Source organism: Arthrobacter sp. NA-172 (assembly GCF_043952055.1).
Taxonomy (GTDB): Bacteria; Actinomycetota; Actinomycetes; order Actinomycetales; family Micrococcaceae; genus Arthrobacter.
Window position 1 is genome coordinate 927,802 of the sequence record NZ_JBINOT010000003.1, and the last position, 20,680, is coordinate 948,481.

The window sequence follows — 20,680 nt, forward strand, 5'->3', positions numbered from 1 at the left end:
CCGGGTTGTTGGGCTTTTGTGTTACCCGAGTGTGTTCCATCCCACTAAAGTTGGGGCATCAGTGCGCTCAGGCGCAGTGCTGCGAAGCATCAGTGAAAACAGAATTTCAGCCTCGAGTTTTCGAAACGGACACTCATTGACCGACTGTCGTAGCATCAATCCCTTTCTTCCTGGAGGAAAATTGAAGCAATCACTGCGTGCCACTTTAAAGCGCGGTTCATTTGCAGGCGTCGCAACTGCGGGCGCCGCTGCTCTTTTGCTGGCAGGCTGCGGTACCGCACCGTCTGCTTCGAGCTCAGGCAGCGCCACCAAGTCGGACTACACCGCTTGCATGGTGTCAGACTCCGGCGGCTTCGACGACAAATCGTTCAACCAGTCGGGCTATGAGGGCCTTCAGGCGGCAGCCAAGGACCTGAACATCCAGGAGAAGCACGTCCAGTCCAAGGCCGACACGGACTACGACCCCAACCTTCGTTCCATGGTCCAGCAGGGCTGCAAGCTGACCGTTACGGTCGGCTTCCTCCTGGGCGATGCAACCAAGTCGATCGCCACGGCCAACCCGAACAGCCACTTCGCCATCATCGACTACTCGGACCCCACCTTCCCCAAGAACGTCAAGCCGATTGTCTACAACACGGCCCAGGCCGCGTTCATGGCCGGTTACCTGGCTGCGGGCACTTCCAAGACCGGCAAGGTTGCGACCTTCGGCGGACTCAACATCCCCACCGTGAGCATCTTTATGGACGGTTTTTCTGACGGTGTGAAGTACTACAACCAGAAGAAGGGCAAGTCGGTCCAGCTGCTTGGCTGGGACAAGGACAAGCAGGACGGCACGTTTGTTGGCGACTTCAAGCAGATCGACAAGGGCAAGGTCCTGACCCAGGGCTTCCTGCACCAGGGCGCTGACGTCGTCCTTCCGGTCGCTGGCCCGGTTGGCGCCGGTGCAGGCAGCGCAATTCTTGAGGCCAAGGCAAAGGGCCAGGACGCAAAGCTCATCTGGGTTGACTCGGACGGCTACCTGACTGCCCCCGCCTACAAGTCGGTCATCCTGACCTCGGTCCAGAAGACCATGGCAACCGCCGTTGAGACGGTCATCAAGGACGACAAGGACGGCAAGTTCGACCCCACCCCCTACGTTGGGACCCTCGACAACGGCGGCGTGGCACTTGCCCCGTTCCACGATCTCGACTCCGCAGTCCCGGCTGACATGAAGAGCGATCTCGACCAGCTCAAGAAGGACATCATCTCGGGCACAGTCAAGGTCGATTCGAAGTCCAGCCCTAAGTAGGAATCCGGGCTAACCACGTCGCGCTGCCCTTCAGCCGAGTTCTGGCAGAGGGGCAGCGCGTTCTGCGTTGCCTTCCATTCTGCCCTTCGACACACCCCTGCCGAGCACTATGCTGGGAGCACGGAGATGACGAGGGGCCATCCTTTTATAGATGGGTTGGAGTTTGAAACTCGAACTGAAAGGGATCACGAAGCGCTTCGGATCCCTCGTAGCCAATGACCACATCGACCTCGTGGTTGAACCCGGCCAAGTCCATTGCCTCCTGGGCGAAAACGGTGCCGGAAAGTCCACCCTGATGAATGTCCTCTACGGACTCTACGATCCCAGCGACGGTGAAATCCTGGTCGACGGCAAGCCCGTCGTCTTCAAGGGCCCGGGCGACGCCATGGCGGCGGGGATCGGCATGGTCCACCAGCACTTCATGCTGATTCCGGTTTTCACCGTGGCCGAAAACGTCGCGCTGGGGAACGAGGCCACCAAGGCGGCCGGTTTCCTGAATTTGGACGAAACCCGCAAGAGGATCCGCCAGATTTCGGAGCAGTACGGATTCGACGTCGATCCCGACGCCAAGGTGGAAGACCTCCCCGTGGGCGTCCAGCAGCGCGTGGAGATCATCAAGGCACTCGTGCGGGACGCCGAGGTCCTCATTCTCGACGAGCCGACGGCGGTCCTCACTCCGCAGGAAACCGACGAACTGTTGGCCATCATCCGTCAACTCAAGGCTGACGGAAAGTCAATCGTCTTCATCTCGCACAAGTTGCGTGAGGTCAAGGAAATCTCGGACACCATCACTGTGATTCGCCGCGGCAAAGTGGTGGGCTCGGCTGATCCCTCGGCTTCCCCCACCGAGCTTGCCTCGGCCATGGTGGGCCGTGCGGTTAGCTTGACCCTGGAGAAGAAACCCGCCGAGCCCGGCGAAGCCACGTTCAAGGTCAAGGACCTTACGGTCATCGACCACAACGGCCAGCATGTAGTTGACGGACTCAGCTTTGACATCGCAAAGGGCGAAGTCCTGCAATTGCCGGTGTCCAAGGCAACGGACAAACGGAACTGACCGAAGCCATTCTCGGCGTCCAGGCCCACGCAACAGGCTCAATCACCCTCAACGGTGCGGAGTTGCTCGGCAAAAGCGTTAAGGAAGTGCTGAGCGCCGGCGTCGGATTCGTTCCCGAGGACCGGAAGATCGACGGTTTGGTGGGCACGTTCTCGATTTCCGAGAACATGGTCCTCGACCTCTACGACAAGGCTCCGTTCGCCCGCGGCCTGGGCATGAAGCCATCGGTGATCGCGGAACACGCGGAGAAGAAGGTGGAAGAGTTCGACGTACGGACTCCGTCCATCAACGTCGCCGTCGGCACCTTGTCCGGTGGTAACCAGCAAAAAGTCGTGTTGGCGCGCGAATTGTCCCGCCCACTTAACCTGTTCATTGCATCGCAACCTACCCGTGGCCTCGACGTAGGCTCCATCGAATTCGTCCACAAGCGGGTCATCGCCGAGCGGGACCACGGAACTCCAGTGATGATCGTGTCCACGGAGCTCGACGAGGTGCTTGAACTCGCCGACAGAATCGCCGTTCTCTATCGCGGGAGGCTCGTAGGAATCGTTCCTGCCGGCACGTCCCGCGACGTGTTGGGGTTGATGATGGCCGGCGTTCCGGAGCACGAGGCAGAACTGACTGCGCACAAAACCCTCGAGGGAGGAACACATGTCTGAGGTCAATACCCCTCGACACAAGCACGGGGTCGAGCCAGTCCGTTCGGAAGCTGACGACGACGTCGTCCTGGATGTCGCGCTGGACACGGCCGACGGTACCATGGCCCCGTCAGCGGTTCCGGCTGCCAGCCAGGGCGGAAAGATCCCGCACGCTTCCGGTGATTCGCTCTTCCGGCAGATCGCAACAGGCAACGCCATGGTGTCCGTGCTCTCGGTCCTCCTCGCGATTGTGCTGGGCGGAATCCTGATGGCCGTGACCAACCCCAAAGTGGCCGAAACGGCCGGATACTTCTTTGCGCAACCAGGCGACATGCTCACCGAGGTCTTCAAGCCATACGTGGCACTGGTTCAGGGCTCACTTTTCAACTGGACAGGGGCCGACCTCGCAGCCCAGCTGTATCCGATCACCGAGACCCTCACGGTTTCCACGCCCCTGATCTGCGCGGGGCTTGGTGTCGCTTTGGCGTTCCGCGCCGGGCTCTTCAACATTGGTGCCCAGGGCCAAATCATTTTCGGCGCCTTGTTCGGTGCCTACGTGGGCTTCACCTGGCATCTGCCGTTCCTGATCCACCTTCTGGTGGTCATCGTTGCCGGCCTCATCGGCGGCGCGGTGTGGGGCGGCGTCGTCGGGCTTCTCAAGGCCAGGACCGGCGCGCACGAGGTCATCGTGACCATCATGTTGAACTACATCGCCAACTTCCTCCTGCTGTTCCTGCTGACCACCCCGGCTTTCCAGCGCAAGGGTTCGACCAACCCCATTTCGCCCTTCCTGGACCAGTCGGCGCTGTTCCCGGAGCTCCTGGGACCGCAGTTCCGCCTTCACGCGGGCTTCATCTTGGCCGTGCTTGCCACGGTGTTCGTTTGGTGGCTCCTGAACCGCTCCACCGTGGGCTTTGAATTCAGGGCCGTCGGTGCCAACCAAAGCGCAGCCCGGACCGCGGGAATCAACGTTCCCCGGACCGTCATCCTCGTGATGGCCATCGCGGGTGCGCTCGCTGGCCTGGCTGGCATTGCACAAGTTTCCGGGACGGAAAAATACCTCTCGGGCGGCGTAGCAGCGTCTATTGGCTTCGACGCCATCACCGTCGCCCTGCTGGGCCGTTCGACGCCGTGGGGAACCTTCTTCGCGGGGCTCCTGTTCGGCGCTTTCCGTGCGGGCGGTGTCGCAATGCAGGCACAGACCCAGACACCGATCGACATCGTCCTGGTCATCCAGTCGCTGATCGTCCTGTTCATTGCCGCACCGCCCTTGGTGCGTGCGATCTTCGGACTGAATCCCCGCAAAAAGAAGAAGGCCCCAGGCGGCCCCGGATCCGGAACTATCCCGTCTGGAAAAATTGAGAGCGGAGCTGCAACAGCATGAGCACCACCACAACACAGACCGGCAGCGGCTCACCTGCCGGGGATGCTCCTGCGCGCGCCGGAAAGAGCGGTACCAGCGAACTGGTGAGCTGGAAGGCCGGAATTGGTCTGTCCCTGCTCGCCGTCCTGGAACAGTGCTGTTCGGATTCACGTCCAATGCGAAGTCAGCCGGTTTCGGAATTGTGGAAGCAGCAAACGAAGAGGCCTCCAACCTCGCTGCATGGGTCACACTGGTCTTGGCCCTTCTTCTGTCAGCCGGGCTCGGATACCTGTGGTTCGTCCGACGCCGTTCGGGCCGCGTTCCGCGCTGGCTGCCCGCTTCCACCGTCGTCGCCGTTGTGGTCCTGGGCCTTGCCGCGCTCGGCGTAGCGAAGGTTGTCAAAATCACGCTTCCCTCCGCGGCGATCGGTTGGATCAGCGCAGTAGTTCTCCTGGGCCTTGCCGGCTACTCGGTGTACCTGACGCGGGCAAAGAAGTCCACGCCGGGTTGGGTCGGAGGTACCTTTGCCGCGGTGTTCCTCATCGGGTTCATGGTCTGGATCGTGGCCGGAGGGAACGGCCCTGAGCCGTCCATCTCCCTTGCCGGACTTATTGCCGGATCCGTGACCTTGGCCGTACCGCTGGTGTTCGGATCACTATCCGGCGTCCTGTGCGAACGCGTCGGCGTGGTCAACATCGCCATCGAAGGGCAGCTCTTGCTCGGGGCGTTTTCCGCGGCCGTCGTTGCCACGGTGACCCACAACGTCTACGCCGGGCTGGTTGCGGCGGCCGTGGCGGGAGCACTTGTTTCCCTGGTTCTGGCCGTCGTCAGCATCAAGTACCTGGTCAACCAGATCATCGTCGGCGTTGTGCTCAACGTCCTGATCAGCGGACTGACGAGCTTCCTGTTTTCGACCCTGCTCACGGCTGACCCCGATGGCCTCAACAAGCCGGGGCGCTTGCCTCCGGTGGACATTCCTTTCCTGTCTGATATCCCCATCATCGGCCCGATCCTGTTCCACCAGTCCTTGGTGGGCTACCTGATGTACATCGCCGTGGTTGTTGTCTACCTTGGCCTGTTCCACACGAAATGGGGCCTTCGGGTGCGGGCCGTCGGCGAGCACCCGCAAGCAGCCGACACAGTGGGCATCAACGTCAACCGGACCCGTTTTTGGAACGTGCTGATGGGCGGCGCGATCGCGGGCATCGGCGGCTCGTTCTTCACGCTGGTATCCGTGGATGCGTTCAGCAAGGACATGTCCGGTGGCCGTGGGTACATTGCTTTGGCAGCATTGATCTTCGGGCGTTGGAATCCGATCGGCGCATTCCTGGCGGCATTGTTGTTCGGTTTCGCAGACAACCTCCAGAGCGTCATCACCATTATCGGATCGCCGGTGCCGAGCCAGTTCATGGCGATGCTGCCCTATGCGTTGACGGTCTTCGCCGTCGCCGGATTGGTGGGCAGGTCGCGGCCGCCTGCCGCAAGCGGCATACCGTACGTCAAGGGTTGACCGTGACGCTCACGGAAATCGAAGTGGACTGGGCGGCCCTCGAGGCCGCCGCGGTGGCCGCCGTGGAGAAGGCCTACGCTCCGTATTCGAAGTTCCCGGTGGGGGCGGCTGCCCTCACCGAGGACGGGCGGATCGTCAGCGGCTGCAATGTGGAGAACGCCAGCTACGGCCTCACGCTGTGCGCCGAGTGCGCACTTGTGGGTGACTTGCATATGGGCGGTGGCGGCAGGTTGCGTGCGTTCTACTGCGTTGACGCCAAGGGCAACGTCCTCATGCCGTGCGGCCGCTGCAGGCAATTGCTGTATGAATTCCGCGCACCCGGCATGCAGCTCATGACAACACAAGGCATCAAGACCATGGACCAAGTGCTGCCCGATGCCTTTGGTCCTGACAACCTGGAGGAGAACCGGTGACACAGACTGAAGCGTTTGATGCTGTTGAGATCATCAGCATCAAGCGGGACAAGGGCACCTTGAGCCCGGAACAGATCGACTGGACCATCGATGCCTACACCCGCGGCGTCATCGCCGACGAACAAATGGCTGCCCTGAACATGGCGATCCTGCTCAACGGGATGGACCGAGCCGAGATTTCGCGATGGACCGCGGCGATGATCGCCTCGGGCGAGCGGATGGACTTCTCCAGCCTTCGGCGTCCCGACGGCGGCGTGAAGGCCACCACCGACAAGCACTCCACCGGCGGGGTCGGGGACAAGATCACCCTTCCGCTGGCACCACTGGTGGCAGTCTTCGGTGTAGCGGTGCCCCAGCTTTCCGGTAGGGGACTGGGCCACACCGGCGGTACCCTCGACAAGCTCGAAGCGATTCCCGGATGGCGGGCGTCCCTCAGCAACGAGGAAATCATGGCCCAGCTGCAGGACGTTGGAGCTGTCATCTGTGCTGCCGGCACCGGACTGGCTCCGGCGGACAAGAAGCTCTACGCACTTCGCGACGTGACGGGCACCGTGGAAGCCATTCCGCTGATTGCCTCGTCCATCATGAGCAAGAAGATCGCCGAGGGTACGGGTTCTTTGGTGCTTGACGTGAAGGTGGGTTCGGGGGCGTTCATGAAAGACGAAGCCCGGGCCCGGGAGTTGGCCGAAACCATGGTGGCGCTGGGCAAGGACGCAGGGGTCAACACGGTGGCGTTGCTCACCAACATGAGCACACCGCTGGGCCTGACCGCAGGCAACGCGATCGAGGTCGAGGAATCAGTGGAGGTACTTGCGGGCGGCGGTCCGGAAGACGTCGTCGAACTCACTGTCAGGCTCGCCGAAGAGATGCTCGCCTGCGCCGGAGTGCACGACGCCGATCCCGCCGCCGCCCTGAAGGACGGGCGGGCAATGGATGTCTGGAACCGTATGATCGAAGCCCAAGGCGGCGATCCGCGTGCTGCCCTGCCAGTGGCCAAGGAGGCCGAGGTCATCGTGGCGCCGGCCGACGGCGTCCTGGTGGAACTGGACGCTCTGTCCGTCGGTGTTGCGGCGTGGCGCCTTGGCGCCGGACGCGCCCGGAAGGAAGACATGGTCCAGGCCGGGGCAGGGGTGCGCATGCATGCCAAGCCTGGCGCCTTGGTACGGGCGGGCGAGCCGCTGATGACGCTCCTGACGGATACCCCGGAGAAATTCGACAGGGCAAAGGAAGCCCTTGAAGGCGCCGTGGTCATCGCGCCCGAGGGCTCGCGGCCGGCGCAGCGGCTCATCATCGATCGGATCTCCTAGCTAGTTCTCCCGGGCATTTTCGGATGCCCGGGAGACTATCCGGCTGGCCGTTCGTTAGGAAACCGTGCAGGCCATCAACGACTTCATCCTCGCAGCAGCCGGGCAGCCCTGGGTATTGCTCCTGCCTTTGCTTGTTGTGTGATCGACGGCTTCTTCCCACCCATTCCCAGTGAGTCGGTAGTGGTGGGCCTCGCTGCAGTCTCCGCGACGGCGGGGGTGCCCAACGCGTGGCTGCTGATTCTTGTGGGCGCACTCGGAGCCTTCACCGGTGACAACATCGCCTATTTGATTGGCCGCAAAATAGGTGTCCGCCGCTGGCGGTGGATGCGCTCGCCAAGGATGCAGCGCGCCTTCGGCTGGGCTGGAAAGGAACTTCGACGCCGGTCTGCGTCCCTGATCATGGTGGCCCGGTTCATCCCCATTGGCCGGGTGGCAGTCAACCTCACGGCCGGAGCCACGCGGTTCTCTCACGGCATGTTTGTGGCGCTCACGGCCATGTCGGCCGTCGTCTGGGCCGGGTATTCGGTGGCGATCGGGTTGTTTTTCGGTCAATGGTTCGAGCACAACCACCTTCTCGGGGCGATCATCGCGATCGTCGCGGCCGTCATCCTGGGTATCATCGTGGACCGGATCATCAGCACAGTCGGGGGTGCGGCGCCCTCTCCCGAAGATTCGAACGAGTCCGAAGGATCCGAAGAGTCCGAGGAGGAACCCGCCACCTAACGACGGCGACAGTCACCTCACCGGGCAGCCGTCTCCGCCCAAGGGATGAGGCCTTCAGCGCCTGAAAATCCTTCCATGGGGTGATGACCACCATGTGACTTGCGGGATACCGTTAAGTTGTGTACTTCTCCGGCGGGGGCGTAGCGAACGACGCTCCAGCCGTGGGACACTGGATAGCGATCTATGTCACCCAACCGAGTGACTTTCCTTGAGGAGCAATGCCTGCGTGGAATTCATGAACCACATGCTCGAGCACGCCGCCGGGCAACCGTGGATCTACCCGGTGCTCCTGGTTTTCTTTTTCATCGACGGCTTCGCCACGATCCTGCCCAGTGAAACCGCGATCGTCGGGCTCTCGGCCTTGGCGATGCACCGCGGCGAACCCAATCTGTGGTTCCTCGGCGCTACCGCTCTCGTTGGTGCCATGGCCGGCGACAACGTGGCCTTTTTGCTGGGCCGCAAGATTGGCCTGGACCGCTGGAAATGGATGCGCAAGCCCAAGGTCAAGAAGATGTTTTCCTGGGCGCACTACGAGCTGGACAAGCGCGGCGCAGTGCTCATCTTCACCGCCCGGTACATCCCTTGGGGCCGCGTGGCGGTGAACTATGTCGCCGGACAGACAGGATTCCGGCACAGGACATTCTTCCTGCTGGACGCCTTCGCCTGCCTCACCTGGGTCGGTTATTCGATCGGGATTGGCTCGCTGGCCGGCCACTGGGTGCACAACAACCCGCTCCTCGGCGTGGGGATTGCGGTGGCATTCGCCGTGGTGCTCGGCGTGATCGTGGACCACTCCCTGCGTTGGTGGCACAAGCGCCTTGAGAAGAGGGACGCCGAGAAAGAAGCGGCATCCGCGGAAGGTGCAGGTCCCGCCGTCAACGCGGCGGCCGGCCGCGACCGCTAAAAGCCTGCTGGCTAAGCTCCTTCCGTCCCCCTAGAGTTGAGACGTGACTGAGCCTATTGTTGATGCCGCCCCTGCCCTTGACTTCGACCTGAAGAACCTGCCGAAGGTTTCCCTTCACGACCACCTGGACGGGGGACTGCGCCCGGCCACGATCATTGAGCTGGCGGAGACCGTCGGCCACACCCTGCCTTCCACGGATCCCGTAGCGCTCGGTGAGTGGTTCCGGGAGTCTGCAGACTCCGGTTCTTTGGTCCGCTACCTCGAAACCTTTGATCACACCATCGCCGTCATGCAGACCAAAGAAGGCCTCGCGCGCGTCGCCAAGGAGTTCGTCGAGGACCTGGCTGACGACGGCGTCGTGTACGGCGAAGTCCGTTGGGCACCGGAACAGCACCTCCAGAAGGGCCTCACACTGGATGAGGTTGTCGAAGCCGTCCAGGACGGGCTCGACGCCGGGGTGGAAACTGTCGAGGAGTCCGGCCGCCAGATCCAGGTGGGCCAGCTCATCACCGCGATGCGCCACGCTGACCGCGGGCAGGAAATCGCCGAACTGGCCGTGCGCCACCGCTACAACGGGGCTGTCGGCTTCGACATAGCAGGAGCCGAAGACGGCTTCTTGCCTTCCCGTTTCAAGGATGCTTTTACGTACTTGGCCGAGCACAACTTCCCGGCCACCGTGCATGCCGGCGAGGCAGCAGGCCTGGAGAGCATCCAGTCCGCCCTGGTGGACGGCCGCGCCCTGCGTTTGGGCCACGGCGTGCGCATCGCGGAGGACATCACCGTTGACTTCGAGGACGCTGAGGGCGACGAAGCCAACGACGACGGCGACGACACCGTCGGCATGGTCACTTTGGGTGAGGTTGCTGGTTGGGTTCGCGACCGCGGAATTGCGCTGGAAATCTGCCCCTCTTCGAACCTCCAGACCGGTGCGATCGCGAACTTCGGCGAAGGCATCGAGAACCACCCGTTGGACATGCTTTACCAGCTGGGCTTCAACGTCACCATCAACACGGACAATCGCCTCATGAGCGGTGTGACACTCACTGACGAGTTCGAGCTTCTCGTGGAGACTTTCGACTACGATCTCGACGATCTCCTGGAGGCTAACCCTTAACGCGGCCGAGTCCTCTTTCCTGCCGCTGGATGAGAAAGAGGCGTTGGTGGAGTACATCAACGACGCTTACGCCAACCTTGCCTGACAAGGGTCCTGCAAGCGCTGGCGCCCCTGACGGATCCATGGCGGTGCTTGTGCAAAAGATTGCCTCTTTGCGCGAGCACTGTCCGTGGATGGGGGCGCTGACGCACGAATCCTTGGTGGAGTACTTGATCGAGGAAGCGTACGAGGTGGTGGACTCCATCGAGGCCGGCGCGTCCGGTTCCGATACTGCCGACGAACTCCGTGGTGAGCTGGGCGATGTGCTGCTCCAGGTGGTGCTGCATGCCCGGCTTGCTGAGGAGCAGGGACGGTTCACCTTCGACGACGTCGCCCGCGCCATCACCGACAAGATGGTGCGGCGCAATCCGCACGTCTTCAGGCCGGACGGGTCCTTGCAGGACTCCTTCCCGGCCACCGTGGAGGAAATCGTCGAAAAATGGGACGCGGTGAAAAAGGCCGAAAGACCTGAGCGCACGGATCCCTTCGAAGGGATTCCTTCCCACCTTCCGGCCCTCGCCTTGGCTCAGAAGTCCTTGGACCGTGCCGAGCGCGCGGCACGCCCGGGCAGTCCCTCAAGCAGCCGCACCATTGCGGCCGCGGAGGTTCCCGAGTCCGAAGCCGCGCTAGGCGATTTGCTGCTTGCCGTCGTCGCGGGCTCGCGGGAAAAGGGATTCGACGCCGAACGTGCCCTCCGCGCCGCCGTCCGCCGCTACCAGGCACCCGACGGCGAAGCCACATAACGTGAAGACCCCGACGCCATTCTGTAACGTTGGCCGGTCTCGACTACGCTAGTAGCGACGAGGACGTCGAGAATTTCCCTCAAAGATTCCCTGTAAATCGCTTCACCATAAGGAGCAGTCCATGGCGCTTATCGATGCCATCCACGCCCGCGAGATCCTTGATTCCCGCGGAAACCCGACAGTAGAAGTTGAAGTTCTGCTTTCCGATGGCCAGATCGGCCGCGCTGCAGTTCCGTCCGGCGCTTCCACCGGTGAGCATGAAGCCGTTGAACTGCGCGACGGTGACAAGGGCCGCTACCTCGGCAAGGGCGTCCAGAAGGCCGTTGACGCGGTCATCGACGAAATCGCCCCGGCCCTGATTGGTTTCGACGCGACGGACCAGCGCAGTATCGACCAGGCCATGATCGACCTCGACGGCACCCCGAACAAGGGCAAGCTCGGCGCCAACGCCATCCTCGGCGTCTCCTTGGCCGTTGCCAACGCAGCCGCAGCCTCGGCCGATCTGCCCCTCTACAAGTACCTGGGCGGCCCGAACGCCCATGTCCTGCCCGTCCCGCTGATGAACATCCTCAACGGTGGCTCCCACGCCGACTCCGACGTCGACATCCAGGAATTCATGATCGTTCCGATCGGTGCCGAGACCTTCTCCGAAGGCTTGCGCTGGGGCGTTGAGGTCTACCACAACCTCAAGTCCGTCCTGCAGGCCAAGGGCCTTTCCACCGGCCTCGGCGACGAAGGCGGCTTCGCACCGAACCTGCCTTCCAACCGCGCTGCACTGGACCTGATCCAGGAAGCCATCAAGAACGCCGGCTACACCCCGGGCAAGGACATCGCCCTCGCGCTGGACGTCGCCTCTTCCGAGTTCTTCAAGGACGGTGCCTACCAGTTCGAAGGCAAGGCCCTCTCCGCCACCGAGATGAGCGCCTACTACGCCGAACTCGTTGCCGACTACCCGCTGGTCTCCATTGAAGACCCGCTGGACGAGAACGACTGGGAGGGCTGGAAGACCCTCACCGACACCATCGGAGACAAGGTCCAGCTGGTTGGCGACGACCTCTTCGTCACCAACCCCGTGCGCCTTCAGCAGGGCATCGACGCCGCTACGGCGAACTCCCTGCTGGTCAAGGTCAACCAGATCGGCTCCCTGACTGAGACCCTGGACGCCGTTTCCCTGGCCCAGCGTTCCGGTTACACCACCATCACCTCGCACCGCTCCGGCGAGACCGAGGACACCACCATTGCTGACATCGCCGTTGCCACCAACGCGGGCCAGATCAAGACCGGTGCCCCGGCCCGCTCCGAGCGCGTCGCCAAGTACAACCAGCTGCTGCGCATCGAAGAAGAACTCGACGACGCTGCACGCTACGCCGGCCGCAGCGCTTTCCCGCGTTTCAAGGGCTAGCATCCGCGGAAACAGCTGACCGGTGGCTATGGTGGAAAGACCATAGCCACCGGTTCTGTTTAACGAAACGCGCGAGACTTCGGCAAACCGCCGGCTCCGTGAGGCATGAAACGCGCAGCAACCCGCCAGGGCAAGCACCAGGCATTACAGGAGTGTCATGGCAACCCGCCGCCCCAAGGTCCCCCGGGCAGATGCCCTGGGACGGTCGCCCCAAAAGAACCCCGACGGCGGCCACGTTATCCGTGCCGACTTCGGTGACTCCCGTAAAGCAACCCCGCCTCAACAAGAGACGGCTCCACAGGGGGCGACCCCACGGGAGGCTGCTCGCACGGGGACCGTTCAACAAAAGGCCCCAGCGGCCGGTTCGGCTTCGGCGAAGTCCGGGCGTTCGGTCCCCGGCCGGCCGGGAAGCACTTCGGCCGGCGGCAAGGCGTCCACCAAAGCCTCTGATGCTGACGCCACCCACCGCAAAGACGGAGCCAGCGGTCCGGTGCCCGCGAAAGCTTTCTCGGGGCGCATGCTGGCACTCGCCGTGGTGATGGTCGCCATCACCATCATGCTCGCGCCCACGGTCAAGATCTTCTTGGAGAAAAAGGCGGAAATCTCTGCCCTTGAGGCAGACATCGCGAGCAAACAGGCCGAGCAGGCGGGCCTCAAGAAGCAGATTACGCGATGGCAGGATCCCAACTACGTGAAGCAACAGGCCCGCGACCGCATTAACATGGTTATGCCGGGTGAAGCAGGCTACTGGGTGTTCGGCGGCGATGTTCCCGCTGGTACCCCAGGCGGGCGCACCAGCTCGGGAGCTTCCGGAAGCCCTACCAATCTGCCTTGGGTGGATGGGCTGTGGGAATCCATCCGGCGCTCGGCAACAGACTAGACGCGGCGCCCGCCGCCGTCGTGCCCTGAGGGGCACGGCTGAAACAGGGCAGGAAGGATGGCAGCGCCAGTGGAAGACAACTCGGCACCTGCATCGCAGGAGTCCCGCAAGCCATCAGCACACGATCTTGAAATCCTGAGCCGCCAACTCGGACGGCCCGTGCGCGACGTCGTCGAGATTCCCGCACGCTGCGTGTGCGGGAATCCGCTGGTAGCCGCCACGGCTCCGAGGCTGAGCAATGGCACGCCGTTTCCCACGACGTTCTATCTGACGCACCCCGTCATTACGGCCGCAGTGTCGCGGCTGGAAGCCGGAGGGCTCATGAATGAGATGAACGAGCGTCTCGCGGCAGACGAGCCCTTGGCAACGGCTTACCGGAGCGCCCACGAGGCTTATCTCCACGCACGCGATGAGATCGCCGGACGCTCGGGGACCGGAGACGTTCCTGAAATCGCGGGGGTCTCCGCCGGCGGCATGCCCACCCGTGTCAAGTGCCTGCATGTCTTGGTCGGCCACTCGCTGGCCGCCGGTCCCGGAGTGAACCCGCTCGGCGACGAAGGCATTGAAGCCATCAGCGAATGGTGGACCGCGGACCGTTGCTACTGCGACGGCGCCTGGGACAGTGCGGGGGAGGCCCCGTCCCGGGAACTCAGCCGGCACGGACCACAGGGCTTGCCGGATATCGTGGGCCGTCCCGCGCCGGTCCGCAGGTCGTCGTCCGCAGGACAGAACGGCGCAGGAGAGCACGGCGCAGGACAGAACGGCGTAGGAGAGCACGGCGCAGGGGAGCACGGCGCATGAGCCGCGTCGCAGCCATCGACTGTGGCACCAACTCGATTCGCCTCCTCATCGCGGACGCCCTCCCCGGCGACGGGGGTTCTCCGTTGCGCGACGTTGTCCGCGAGATGCGCGTGGTGCGCCTCGGACAAGGGGTGGACGCCACCGGCGAGCTCGCCCCCGAGGCACTCGAACGCACTTTTGCGGCCACGGCCGACTACGCCGAGTTGATCCGCCGTCATGGCGCCGGGAGGCTTCGTTTCGTGGCTACATCCGCGAGCCGCGACGCCCGCAACCGGGACGTTTTCGTTGAGGGGATCCGGGACCTGTTGGGTGTCGAGCCCGAGGTCATCTCCGGCGACGAAGAAGCCGCTTTGTCCTTCGCCGGCGCAAGCAGCGTGCTTCCTTCCCGCGGCAAAGACCCCGTCCTGGTGGTGGACCTCGGAGGCGGAAGCACCGAGTTCGTCCTGGGCGATTCCGACGGCGTGATTGCCGCCAAGTCTGTTGACATCGGCTGCGTGCGGCTCACTGAAAGGCACCTGCGCAGCGACCCCCCGACGCCGGAGCAGATCGCCGCCGCGGAAGCCGACGTCGACGCGGCGATTGACCTCGCAGCCCGCACGGTCCCGCTGGAGCGGGCCACCGCCGTCGTGGGCGTCGCCGGTTCGATCACCACCATCACGGCACATGCCCTGGGCCTGGACGAGTATGATCCCGCGCGGATCCACGGCGCCAGCCTGGAGCTCGCGACTATCATCGACGCCGCCACGAGCCTGTTGGAAATGACCCGCGAAGAGCGTGCCCGGCTGCCTTACATGCACCCCGGTCGCGTCGACGTCATTGGAGCGGGGGCACTCGTATGGCGCCGCATCCTTCAGCGCCTGGCTGAGCTCGGCGATGGTGCCATCAGCGTGGCGATCTCCAGTGAGCACGACATTCTCGACGGCATCGCCCTGAGCATTAGCTGATGACGTTGCCCCACCGTTGGCGCCGCCGAACCGTGTCGGCCACGCTGGCCACCCTGCTGGCGGGCGGGACATTGGCCGGGGCGCTGCTCAATGCGCCTGCGGCCTTCGCCGACTCCTGGCGGGACAAGGAATACTGGCTCAACGAATACGGCATCTCCGCGGCCTGGCAGGTGTCCAAGGGTGCGGGCGTGAAAGTGGCCATCATCGACAGCGGCGTGGACGGACAACACCCGGATCTCAAGGGCGCAGTTACAGGCGGGACCGACGTCTCCGGCTCAGGGGATCCGAACGGACAAAAGAGCATCGGGGCCAAACCGGAGCACGGTACGCTCGTCGCCACGCTCTTGGCCGGGCGGGGACATGCTCCGGCCGGGGCCACCGCTACTCCCTCCCCGTCGCCGTCGCCGTCGGACTCGGTTGGATCGGACGGGATTGTGGGCGTCGCCCCCGAAGCCCAGCTCTTGTCCGTGTCCGCCTGGCTCGGCTCGCCGAACCCCTCGGGCAAGACCGACCAGGAGCAGATTCCCGAGGCCGTGCGATGGGCAGTGGACAACGGGGCCAAGGTCATCAATATTTCCCTGGGCAGCACGTCGCCGGATTGGCCCCAGAGTTGGGATGCGGCCTTCCTCTATGCCGAACAAAAGGACGTAGTGATAGTGGCCGCGGCGGGCAACCGGATCGGCGGAAATGTGCAGGTCGGCGCGCCTGCCACCATTCCGGGAGTGTTGACCGTGGCTGGGCTTGACCGGAACCGTACCGCCAGCGTGGATGCCTCTTCGCAGGGGATCAGCATCGGCGTTTCGGCGCCCGCGGAAAAGCTGGTCGGCGGGCTGCCCGGCGGGAGCTACGAAGATTGGGCCGGTACTTCCGGTTCCGCGCCCATTGTCTCCGGCGTCGCCGCACTTATCCGTTCGAAATGGCCGGACATGAGCGCCAAGCAGGTGATCAACAGGATCGTGTCGACGGCGCAAGACGCCGGAGCGCCTGGCAAGGACCCGATCTACGGCTACGGCATCCTGAACGCGGAGGCCGCGCTCAAGGCGGACGTGCCCGCAGCCACGAGCAACCCCGTGGGTTCCATCGCGGACTGGATCCGGGTCCACCGGCGCGGAGACCTCAGCAGCCCGACGCCCCAGCCAACGTCCACACCGAGTATCCCGGCGGCCGCTTTGCCGGATCCCACGATTCCCGTAGCGAAGGCGCCATCGCAAGGCGATTCAGCTGTTCCCGCTACCGTGGTGATCGGCTTTGGCGCGCTTTTCGTGGCCATCCTTGCCGGCGCCTCGTTCCAGTTGATACGCACTTACCGGACCTCGCCGGAACGGCCTGACGACGCGGGAACCGGGCTGGTTGACGTCGTGGATCCGGGTCCCCCTCAATAGCGCGCCGTACCAGTGTGGCAGCCCCGGGAAATAGTTAGTGAAGATTTTCACAAGGTGCTGTACCCTATTCTTATGGCAACCACCCCTGAGCTCATTGACCGTCCCCGTGTTCTCGTTGTCGGCGGCGGTTACGTCGGCCTGTACGTAGCACTCAAGCTGCAGAAGAAGATCGCGAACGCCGGCGGAATCGTCACCGTCGTCGATCCCCTTCCCTACATGACCTACCAGCCCTTCCTTCCCGAGGTGGCCGGCGGCAACATCGAGGCACGCCACGCCGTCGTCTCGCACCGCCAGCACCTCAAGCAGACGGAACTCATCCAGGGCCGCGTCACCAGCATCGACCACCAGAACCGCACCGCGGTTGTCGCTCCGGCTGACGGTGGCGAGCCTTTCGAGATCCCTTACTTCGACGTCGTGGTTGCCGCCGGCGCCATTACCCGCACCTTCCCCATCAAGGGCCTCGCGGACGCAGGCATCGGCCTGAAGACCATCGAAGAAGCGGTTGCACTGCGCAACAAGGTCCTTGAGCGCCTTGAGGTCGCCTCCACCATGACCGACCCTGCCGAGCGCGCCAAGGCCCTGACCTTTGTGGTTGTGGGTGGCGGATTCGCGGGTATCGAGTGCATCACCGAGATGGAAGACCTGGCCCGCGCAGCCGTCAAGACCAACCCGCGCATCCGCCAGGAGGAAGTCCGCTTCGTTCTGGTTGAAGCCATGGGCCGCATCATGCCCGAGGTCACCGCAGCCCAGGCTGAGTGGGTTGTTGGCCACCTGCGCAGCCGCGGCATCGAGGTCCTGCTCAACACTTCGCTCGACAACGCAGAGGGCAGCCTCAAGCTCATCAACCTGCCGGACAAGACTCCTGCCCAGGAATTCGAAGCGGACACCCTCGTGTGGACTGCAGGCGTGCAGGCCAACCCGATGATCCGCTCCACCGACTTCCCGCTCGAGCCGCGCGGACGTGTCCGTGTCCTCCCGGACCTGCGCATTGCCGGCGACGAAGGCATCATCGACAACGCCTGGGCCGCCGGCGACATCGCCGCCGTGCCGGACCTCACGGGCAGCGGCCTGCCGGACGGTACCTGCGTTCCGAATGCGCAGCATGCCCTGCGCCAGGCCAAGCGTCTCGCGAAGAACCTGTGGGCCTCCCGCTGGGACAAGCCCATGGCCGACTACAAGCACAAGAACCTCGGCGCGGTTGCCGGATTCGGTGAGTGGAAGGGTGTTGCCAACATCAACCTCCTGGGCCGCATCGGCCTCAAGGGCGGCCTCGCGTGGCTGGCCCACCGTGGCTACCACGGCTTGGCCATCCCCACCGGTGAGCGCAAGGTCCGCGTGATCCTCAACTGGATCCTCGGTATGACCATGGGCCGCGACACCACCCAGTTGCTGGACCTCGACAACCCGCGCGGTGCTTTCGTGGCCGCGGCGACTCCGGCCCCGAAGCCGGCTGCGGCACCCGCTCCTGCGGCTGAGTCCGCCGAGGCCAAGGCCCCGGTTACCGCTGACGCCAAGTAACACCTCAAGCAGTCCGACGACGGCGGCCGTCTCCCACACGGGAGGCGGCCGCCGTCGTAGTTTGTGTACACCTCGCGCCCTCAAAACCCCCTCATAAGGGCATGACGTGTACACAAACTCCTAGACTGGTCAGCATGGCTGGCGAAAGCGATCTGGCGACCCTCCTGAAGTCCATGCACCCGCTGCTCCGGGATGGCGACTACGTGTACGCGCTGTGGGCGCACGGGAAGCCGCTGGAGGGCAATATCGAAGCGGCGGTCCGCGAAGCTGAAGGACTCACCGTGGTGTTACGCCGCGAAGAAGCGGACCGTCTGGGACTGTCCTATGACTTCGTGGCCGCGTGGATCACCCTTCAGATTCATTCTGCTTTGGAAGCTGTGGGCTTGACCGCTGCCGTGAGCTCCGCTCTGACCGCGGCGGGAATCAGCTGCAACGTCCTGGCCGGTTTCCATCACGACCATTTGCTGGTTCCGTCGGCCGGGCGCAGACGCGCCATGGAGGTCCTGGAACTTCTCGGACGCGGTGTGGTGCTGCGGACGGAAAGGCAGCCGGACCGCGAGGAAGTGCTGGCGCTGACTGCCAGCGCTTTCTCGATCAGCCCGGTCACCGGGCTGCCGGTCGACGGAGTACCTCCGGAGGTGAACTTGCTGCGGGAGCTGTTCGAATGCGAAGAGTATCTGCCCGAACTCAGCATCGTGGCCGAGATCGGCGGCGAGATCGTGGGGCACGTCATCAGCACCCGTGGATGGGTCGGTGACCTCGAACTCCTTGGGCTCGGACCCCTCAGTGTCCAACCCCATCTGCAAAGGCGCGGCATCGGATCTGCGCTCTTACGCGAAACCGCCCGACGCGCCGAGGACGCGGGCGAACCGGGCATCGCTTTACTGGGCAGCACTGAGTTCTATCCACGCTTCGGATTTTTGCCTGCCCGCACGCTGGGCGTGACTGCGCCGGACCCCGCGTGGGGAGATCATTTCCAGCTATTGCCCCTCAAAACATGGCCCGACGGCGTCAGCGGTACCTTCCGTTATGCCTCGCCGTTCCGGGCGGCCTAGAAAGTCCGCGGGCAGGGCGCGTTGGGTTACCATTATCCGGGCGCCCCAGTAGCCCAATTGGCAGAGGCAGCGGACTTAAAATCCGCGTGTTGTGGGTTCGAGTCCCACCTGGGGCACGCACGCAAATTGCGTGCCGTGCCAATCTCTCCTGTTTGCGCCAAGCCGCGACGTGACAACAATTTAACCGCGCGTTCACCCGAAGAGTTATCTCCGCGCGGCGGTGACACACCGTTATTAGATCCTGACCTGCATATATGTGTTCTAGGACACATATTTGGTAGTACTCTCATGGAACATGTTCGAAGTGAAAGTGACTTCGGGCGAATGACCACGAATCATACGCACCGCGGAGGCAATTTATGTACAGGAAGCAAGTCATTTCGGCGATAGCAGCAGCTGCCACTCTTGGCATGCTGGTGGCTGGTTGTGCCAACCAGACCGGTCCAAGCAGTACCGACACTTCGGGGGCCAGCAGCCGGATCAATATTCCTGCGATTTCCAAAGTTGACGTTCCTGCCGGCGCAGTCTTGCCTGCAGGCAATGGCAAGGGAACTTGCGCGTCTACCACCACCCTTGCCTATGCGGGTGCCGAGACGGGACCCAATGCCCAGCTTGGTATCAACATCTTCAACGGTATCCAGCTGGCCATCAACCAGCACAACGCCGCCAACCCGGGCTGCCAGGTCCAGTTCAAGAAGTTCGACACCGAAGGTGACCCGAACAAGGCAACAGGTCCCGTGACGCAGATCGTTTCCGAAGCGGACATCGTCGGCGTGGTGGGCTTGCCCTTCTCCGGTGAATCCAAGGCCACAGGCAACATTTTCGAGCAGAAGGGCTTGGTGCACATCACGCCCTCCGCTACCAACCCGGGCCTGACCAAGAACGGCTGGACCACCTTCTTCCGCGCCCTCGGCAATGACGCCGTCCAGGGTCCTGCGGCAGCAAAGTTCCTCACGGACAAGCTGCAGGCAAAGAAGGTCTACCTGGTCCAGGACGACTCTGACTACGGCATCGGTTTGGGCACCACCACCTCCGGTGCGCTTGGCTCCGCGATGGTGGGGTCCGACAAGGTCATCACTGGCCAGAAGGACTTCTCGGCCGTGATCTCCAAGATCATGAACGCCAAGGCAGACACCGTCTACTACGCCGGCTACTACGCAGAAGGCGCTCCCTTCGACCAGCAACTTGTTGCAAAGGGATTCACCGGCTCCTTCGTGGGCCCGGATGGTGTGAAGGATGATCAGTTCATCAAGCAGGCGGGCGACGCTTCGTCCAACGCCTACTTCACCTGCCCCTGCATCCCCGGCGAGCTGATCCCGAGCTTTGAGTCCGAGTACAAGAAGCTGGCCAACGCTGAGCCGGGAACCTACTCCATTGAAGGTTACGACGCAGCCACCGTCCTGCTCTCAGGTATCGACAAGGGCAAGCAGTCCCGTGCGGACCTTCTTTCCTGGGTCAAGTCCTACGATGCAGATGGCCTGTCCAAGCACTACAAGTGGGACGCAACCGGCGAACTGGCAACACCGGATGTCTACGGATACAAGGTCGAGAACGGCAAGATTGTTCCGATCGGTGTCATCGGCAAGTAATACCGGCAGCCCA

15 protein-coding genes, 1 tRNA gene and 3 pseudogenes are annotated in these 20,680 nt (G+C 63.4%); all 19 read left to right on the top strand.

Annotated elements, in window-relative coordinates; translation table 11 throughout:
• Positions 1–181 precede the first annotated feature (181 nt).
• Positions 182–1,288 (top strand): BMP family protein, encoded by a 1,107-nt coding sequence (locus tag ACF0H6_RS18460; RefSeq protein WP_395250933.1) that lies wholly within the window; start codon positions 182–184, stop codon positions 1,286–1,288.
• A gap of 163 nt (positions 1,289–1,451) precedes the next feature.
• Positions 1,452–3,001, top strand: a pseudogene (locus ACF0H6_RS18465) (ABC transporter ATP-binding protein).
• Positions 2,994–4,364 (top strand): ABC transporter permease, encoded by a 1,371-nt coding sequence (locus ACF0H6_RS18470; protein WP_395250934.1) that lies wholly within the window; start codon positions 2,994–2,996, stop codon positions 4,362–4,364. Before ACF0H6_RS18465 ends, ACF0H6_RS18470 begins: the two are co-directional and overlap by 8 nt.
• Before the next feature lie 235 nt (positions 4,365–4,599).
• The gene (locus ACF0H6_RS18475; protein WP_395251359.1) at positions 4,600–5,853 is read left to right on the top strand and encodes an ABC transporter permease; all 1,254 of its coding nucleotides are present in this window, start codon (positions 4,600–4,602) and stop codon (positions 5,851–5,853) included.
• 2 nt (positions 5,854–5,855) lie between these two features.
• Positions 5,856–6,266, top strand: coding sequence for a cytidine deaminase (locus ACF0H6_RS18480; RefSeq protein ID WP_395250935.1), 411 nt, complete (start codon positions 5,856–5,858; stop codon positions 6,264–6,266).
• Positions 6,263–7,573 (top strand): thymidine phosphorylase, encoded by a 1,311-nt coding sequence (locus ACF0H6_RS18485; protein ID WP_395250936.1) that lies wholly within the window; start codon positions 6,263–6,265, stop codon positions 7,571–7,573. Before ACF0H6_RS18480 ends, ACF0H6_RS18485 begins: the two co-directional genes overlap by 4 nt.
• Before the next feature lie 64 nt (positions 7,574–7,637).
• A pseudogene (locus ACF0H6_RS18490) lies at positions 7,638–8,296 on the top strand (DedA family protein).
• Positions 8,297–8,540: 244 nt separating this feature from the next.
• The gene (locus ACF0H6_RS18495; protein WP_395251360.1) at positions 8,541–9,200 is read left to right on the top strand and encodes a DedA family protein; all 660 of its coding nucleotides are present in this window, start codon (positions 8,541–8,543) and stop codon (positions 9,198–9,200) included.
• Between the two features lie 43 nt (positions 9,201–9,243).
• Positions 9,244–10,399, top strand: a pseudogene (locus tag ACF0H6_RS18500) (adenosine deaminase).
• 37 nt (positions 10,400–10,436) lie between these two features.
• Positions 10,437–11,096 (top strand): MazG nucleotide pyrophosphohydrolase domain-containing protein, encoded by a 660-nt coding sequence (locus ACF0H6_RS18505; RefSeq protein WP_395250937.1) that lies wholly within the window; start codon positions 10,437–10,439, stop codon positions 11,094–11,096.
• Between the two features lie 121 nt (positions 11,097–11,217).
• Positions 11,218–12,498: a phosphopyruvate hydratase gene (eno, locus tag ACF0H6_RS18510; protein ID WP_395250938.1), complete on the top strand. Its 1,281-nt coding sequence runs from the start codon at positions 11,218–11,220 to the stop codon at positions 12,496–12,498.
• A gap of 157 nt (positions 12,499–12,655) precedes the next feature.
• A complete protein-coding gene (locus ACF0H6_RS18515) occupies positions 12,656–13,378 on the top strand; it encodes a septum formation initiator family protein (RefSeq protein WP_395250939.1) in 723 nt (240 codons plus the stop codon).
• Positions 13,379–13,435: 57 nt separating this feature from the next.
• Positions 13,436–14,179 carry a DUF501 domain-containing protein gene (locus ACF0H6_RS18520; RefSeq protein ID WP_395250940.1) on the top strand — a complete coding sequence of 248 codons (744 nt, stop codon included), beginning with the start codon at positions 13,436–13,438 and terminating at the stop codon, positions 14,177–14,179.
• Positions 14,176–15,123: an exopolyphosphatase gene (locus ACF0H6_RS18525; RefSeq protein WP_395250941.1), complete on the top strand. Its 948-nt coding sequence runs from the start codon at positions 14,176–14,178 to the stop codon at positions 15,121–15,123. The genes ACF0H6_RS18520 and ACF0H6_RS18525 overlap by 4 nt, the downstream gene beginning before the upstream one ends.
• Entirely contained in the window at positions 15,123–16,505 is a 1,383-nt protein-coding gene (locus ACF0H6_RS18530; protein WP_395250942.1) for a S8 family serine peptidase, read from the top strand. The genes ACF0H6_RS18525 and ACF0H6_RS18530 overlap by 1 nt, the downstream gene beginning before the upstream one ends.
• A 72-nt stretch (positions 16,506–16,577) precedes the next feature.
• A complete protein-coding gene (locus ACF0H6_RS18535) occupies positions 16,578–18,023 on the top strand; it encodes an NAD(P)/FAD-dependent oxidoreductase (protein ID WP_395250943.1) in 1,446 nt (481 codons plus the stop codon).
• A gap of 134 nt (positions 18,024–18,157) precedes the next feature.
• On the top strand, positions 18,158–19,078 hold the full coding sequence (locus ACF0H6_RS18540; RefSeq protein WP_395250944.1) for an N-acetyltransferase: 921 nt from the start codon (positions 18,158–18,160) through the stop codon (positions 19,076–19,078).
• A gap of 42 nt (positions 19,079–19,120) precedes the next feature.
• Positions 19,121–19,194: transfer RNA gene (locus ACF0H6_RS18545), tRNA-Leu, on the top strand.
• 243 nt (positions 19,195–19,437) lie between these two features.
• Entirely contained in the window at positions 19,438–20,667 is a 1,230-nt protein-coding gene (locus ACF0H6_RS18550; RefSeq protein WP_395250945.1) for a branched-chain amino acid ABC transporter substrate-binding protein, read from the top strand.
• The last annotated feature ends 13 nt before the right edge of the window (positions 20,668–20,680 follow it).

Coding starts and splice junctions, on each gene's coding strand:
- ACF0H6_RS18505 (WP_395250937.1), top strand. CDS start 10,437: ATGGCGGTGCTTGTGCAAAAGATTGCCTCTTTGCGCGAGCACTGTCCG.
- ACF0H6_RS18495 (WP_395251360.1), top strand. CDS start 8,541: ATGCTCGAGCACGCCGCCGGGCAACCGTGGATCTACCCGGTGCTCCTG.
- ACF0H6_RS18535 (WP_395250943.1), top strand. CDS start 16,578: ATGGCAACCACCCCTGAGCTCATTGACCGTCCCCGTGTTCTCGTTGTC.
- ACF0H6_RS18515 (WP_395250939.1), top strand. CDS start 12,656: ATGGCAACCCGCCGCCCCAAGGTCCCCCGGGCAGATGCCCTGGGACGG.
- eno (WP_395250938.1), top strand. CDS start 11,218: ATGGCGCTTATCGATGCCATCCACGCCCGCGAGATCCTTGATTCCCGC.
- ACF0H6_RS18525 (WP_395250941.1), top strand. CDS start 14,176: ATGAGCCGCGTCGCAGCCATCGACTGTGGCACCAACTCGATTCGCCTC.
- ACF0H6_RS18550 (WP_395250945.1), top strand. CDS start 19,438: ATGTACAGGAAGCAAGTCATTTCGGCGATAGCAGCAGCTGCCACTCTT.
- ACF0H6_RS18520 (WP_395250940.1), top strand. CDS start 13,436: ATGGCAGCGCCAGTGGAAGACAACTCGGCACCTGCATCGCAGGAGTCC.
- ACF0H6_RS18530 (WP_395250942.1), top strand. CDS start 15,123: ATGACGTTGCCCCACCGTTGGCGCCGCCGAACCGTGTCGGCCACGCTG.
- ACF0H6_RS18540 (WP_395250944.1), top strand. CDS start 18,158: ATGGCTGGCGAAAGCGATCTGGCGACCCTCCTGAAGTCCATGCACCCG.
- ACF0H6_RS18470 (WP_395250934.1), top strand. CDS start 2,994: ATGTCTGAGGTCAATACCCCTCGACACAAGCACGGGGTCGAGCCAGTC.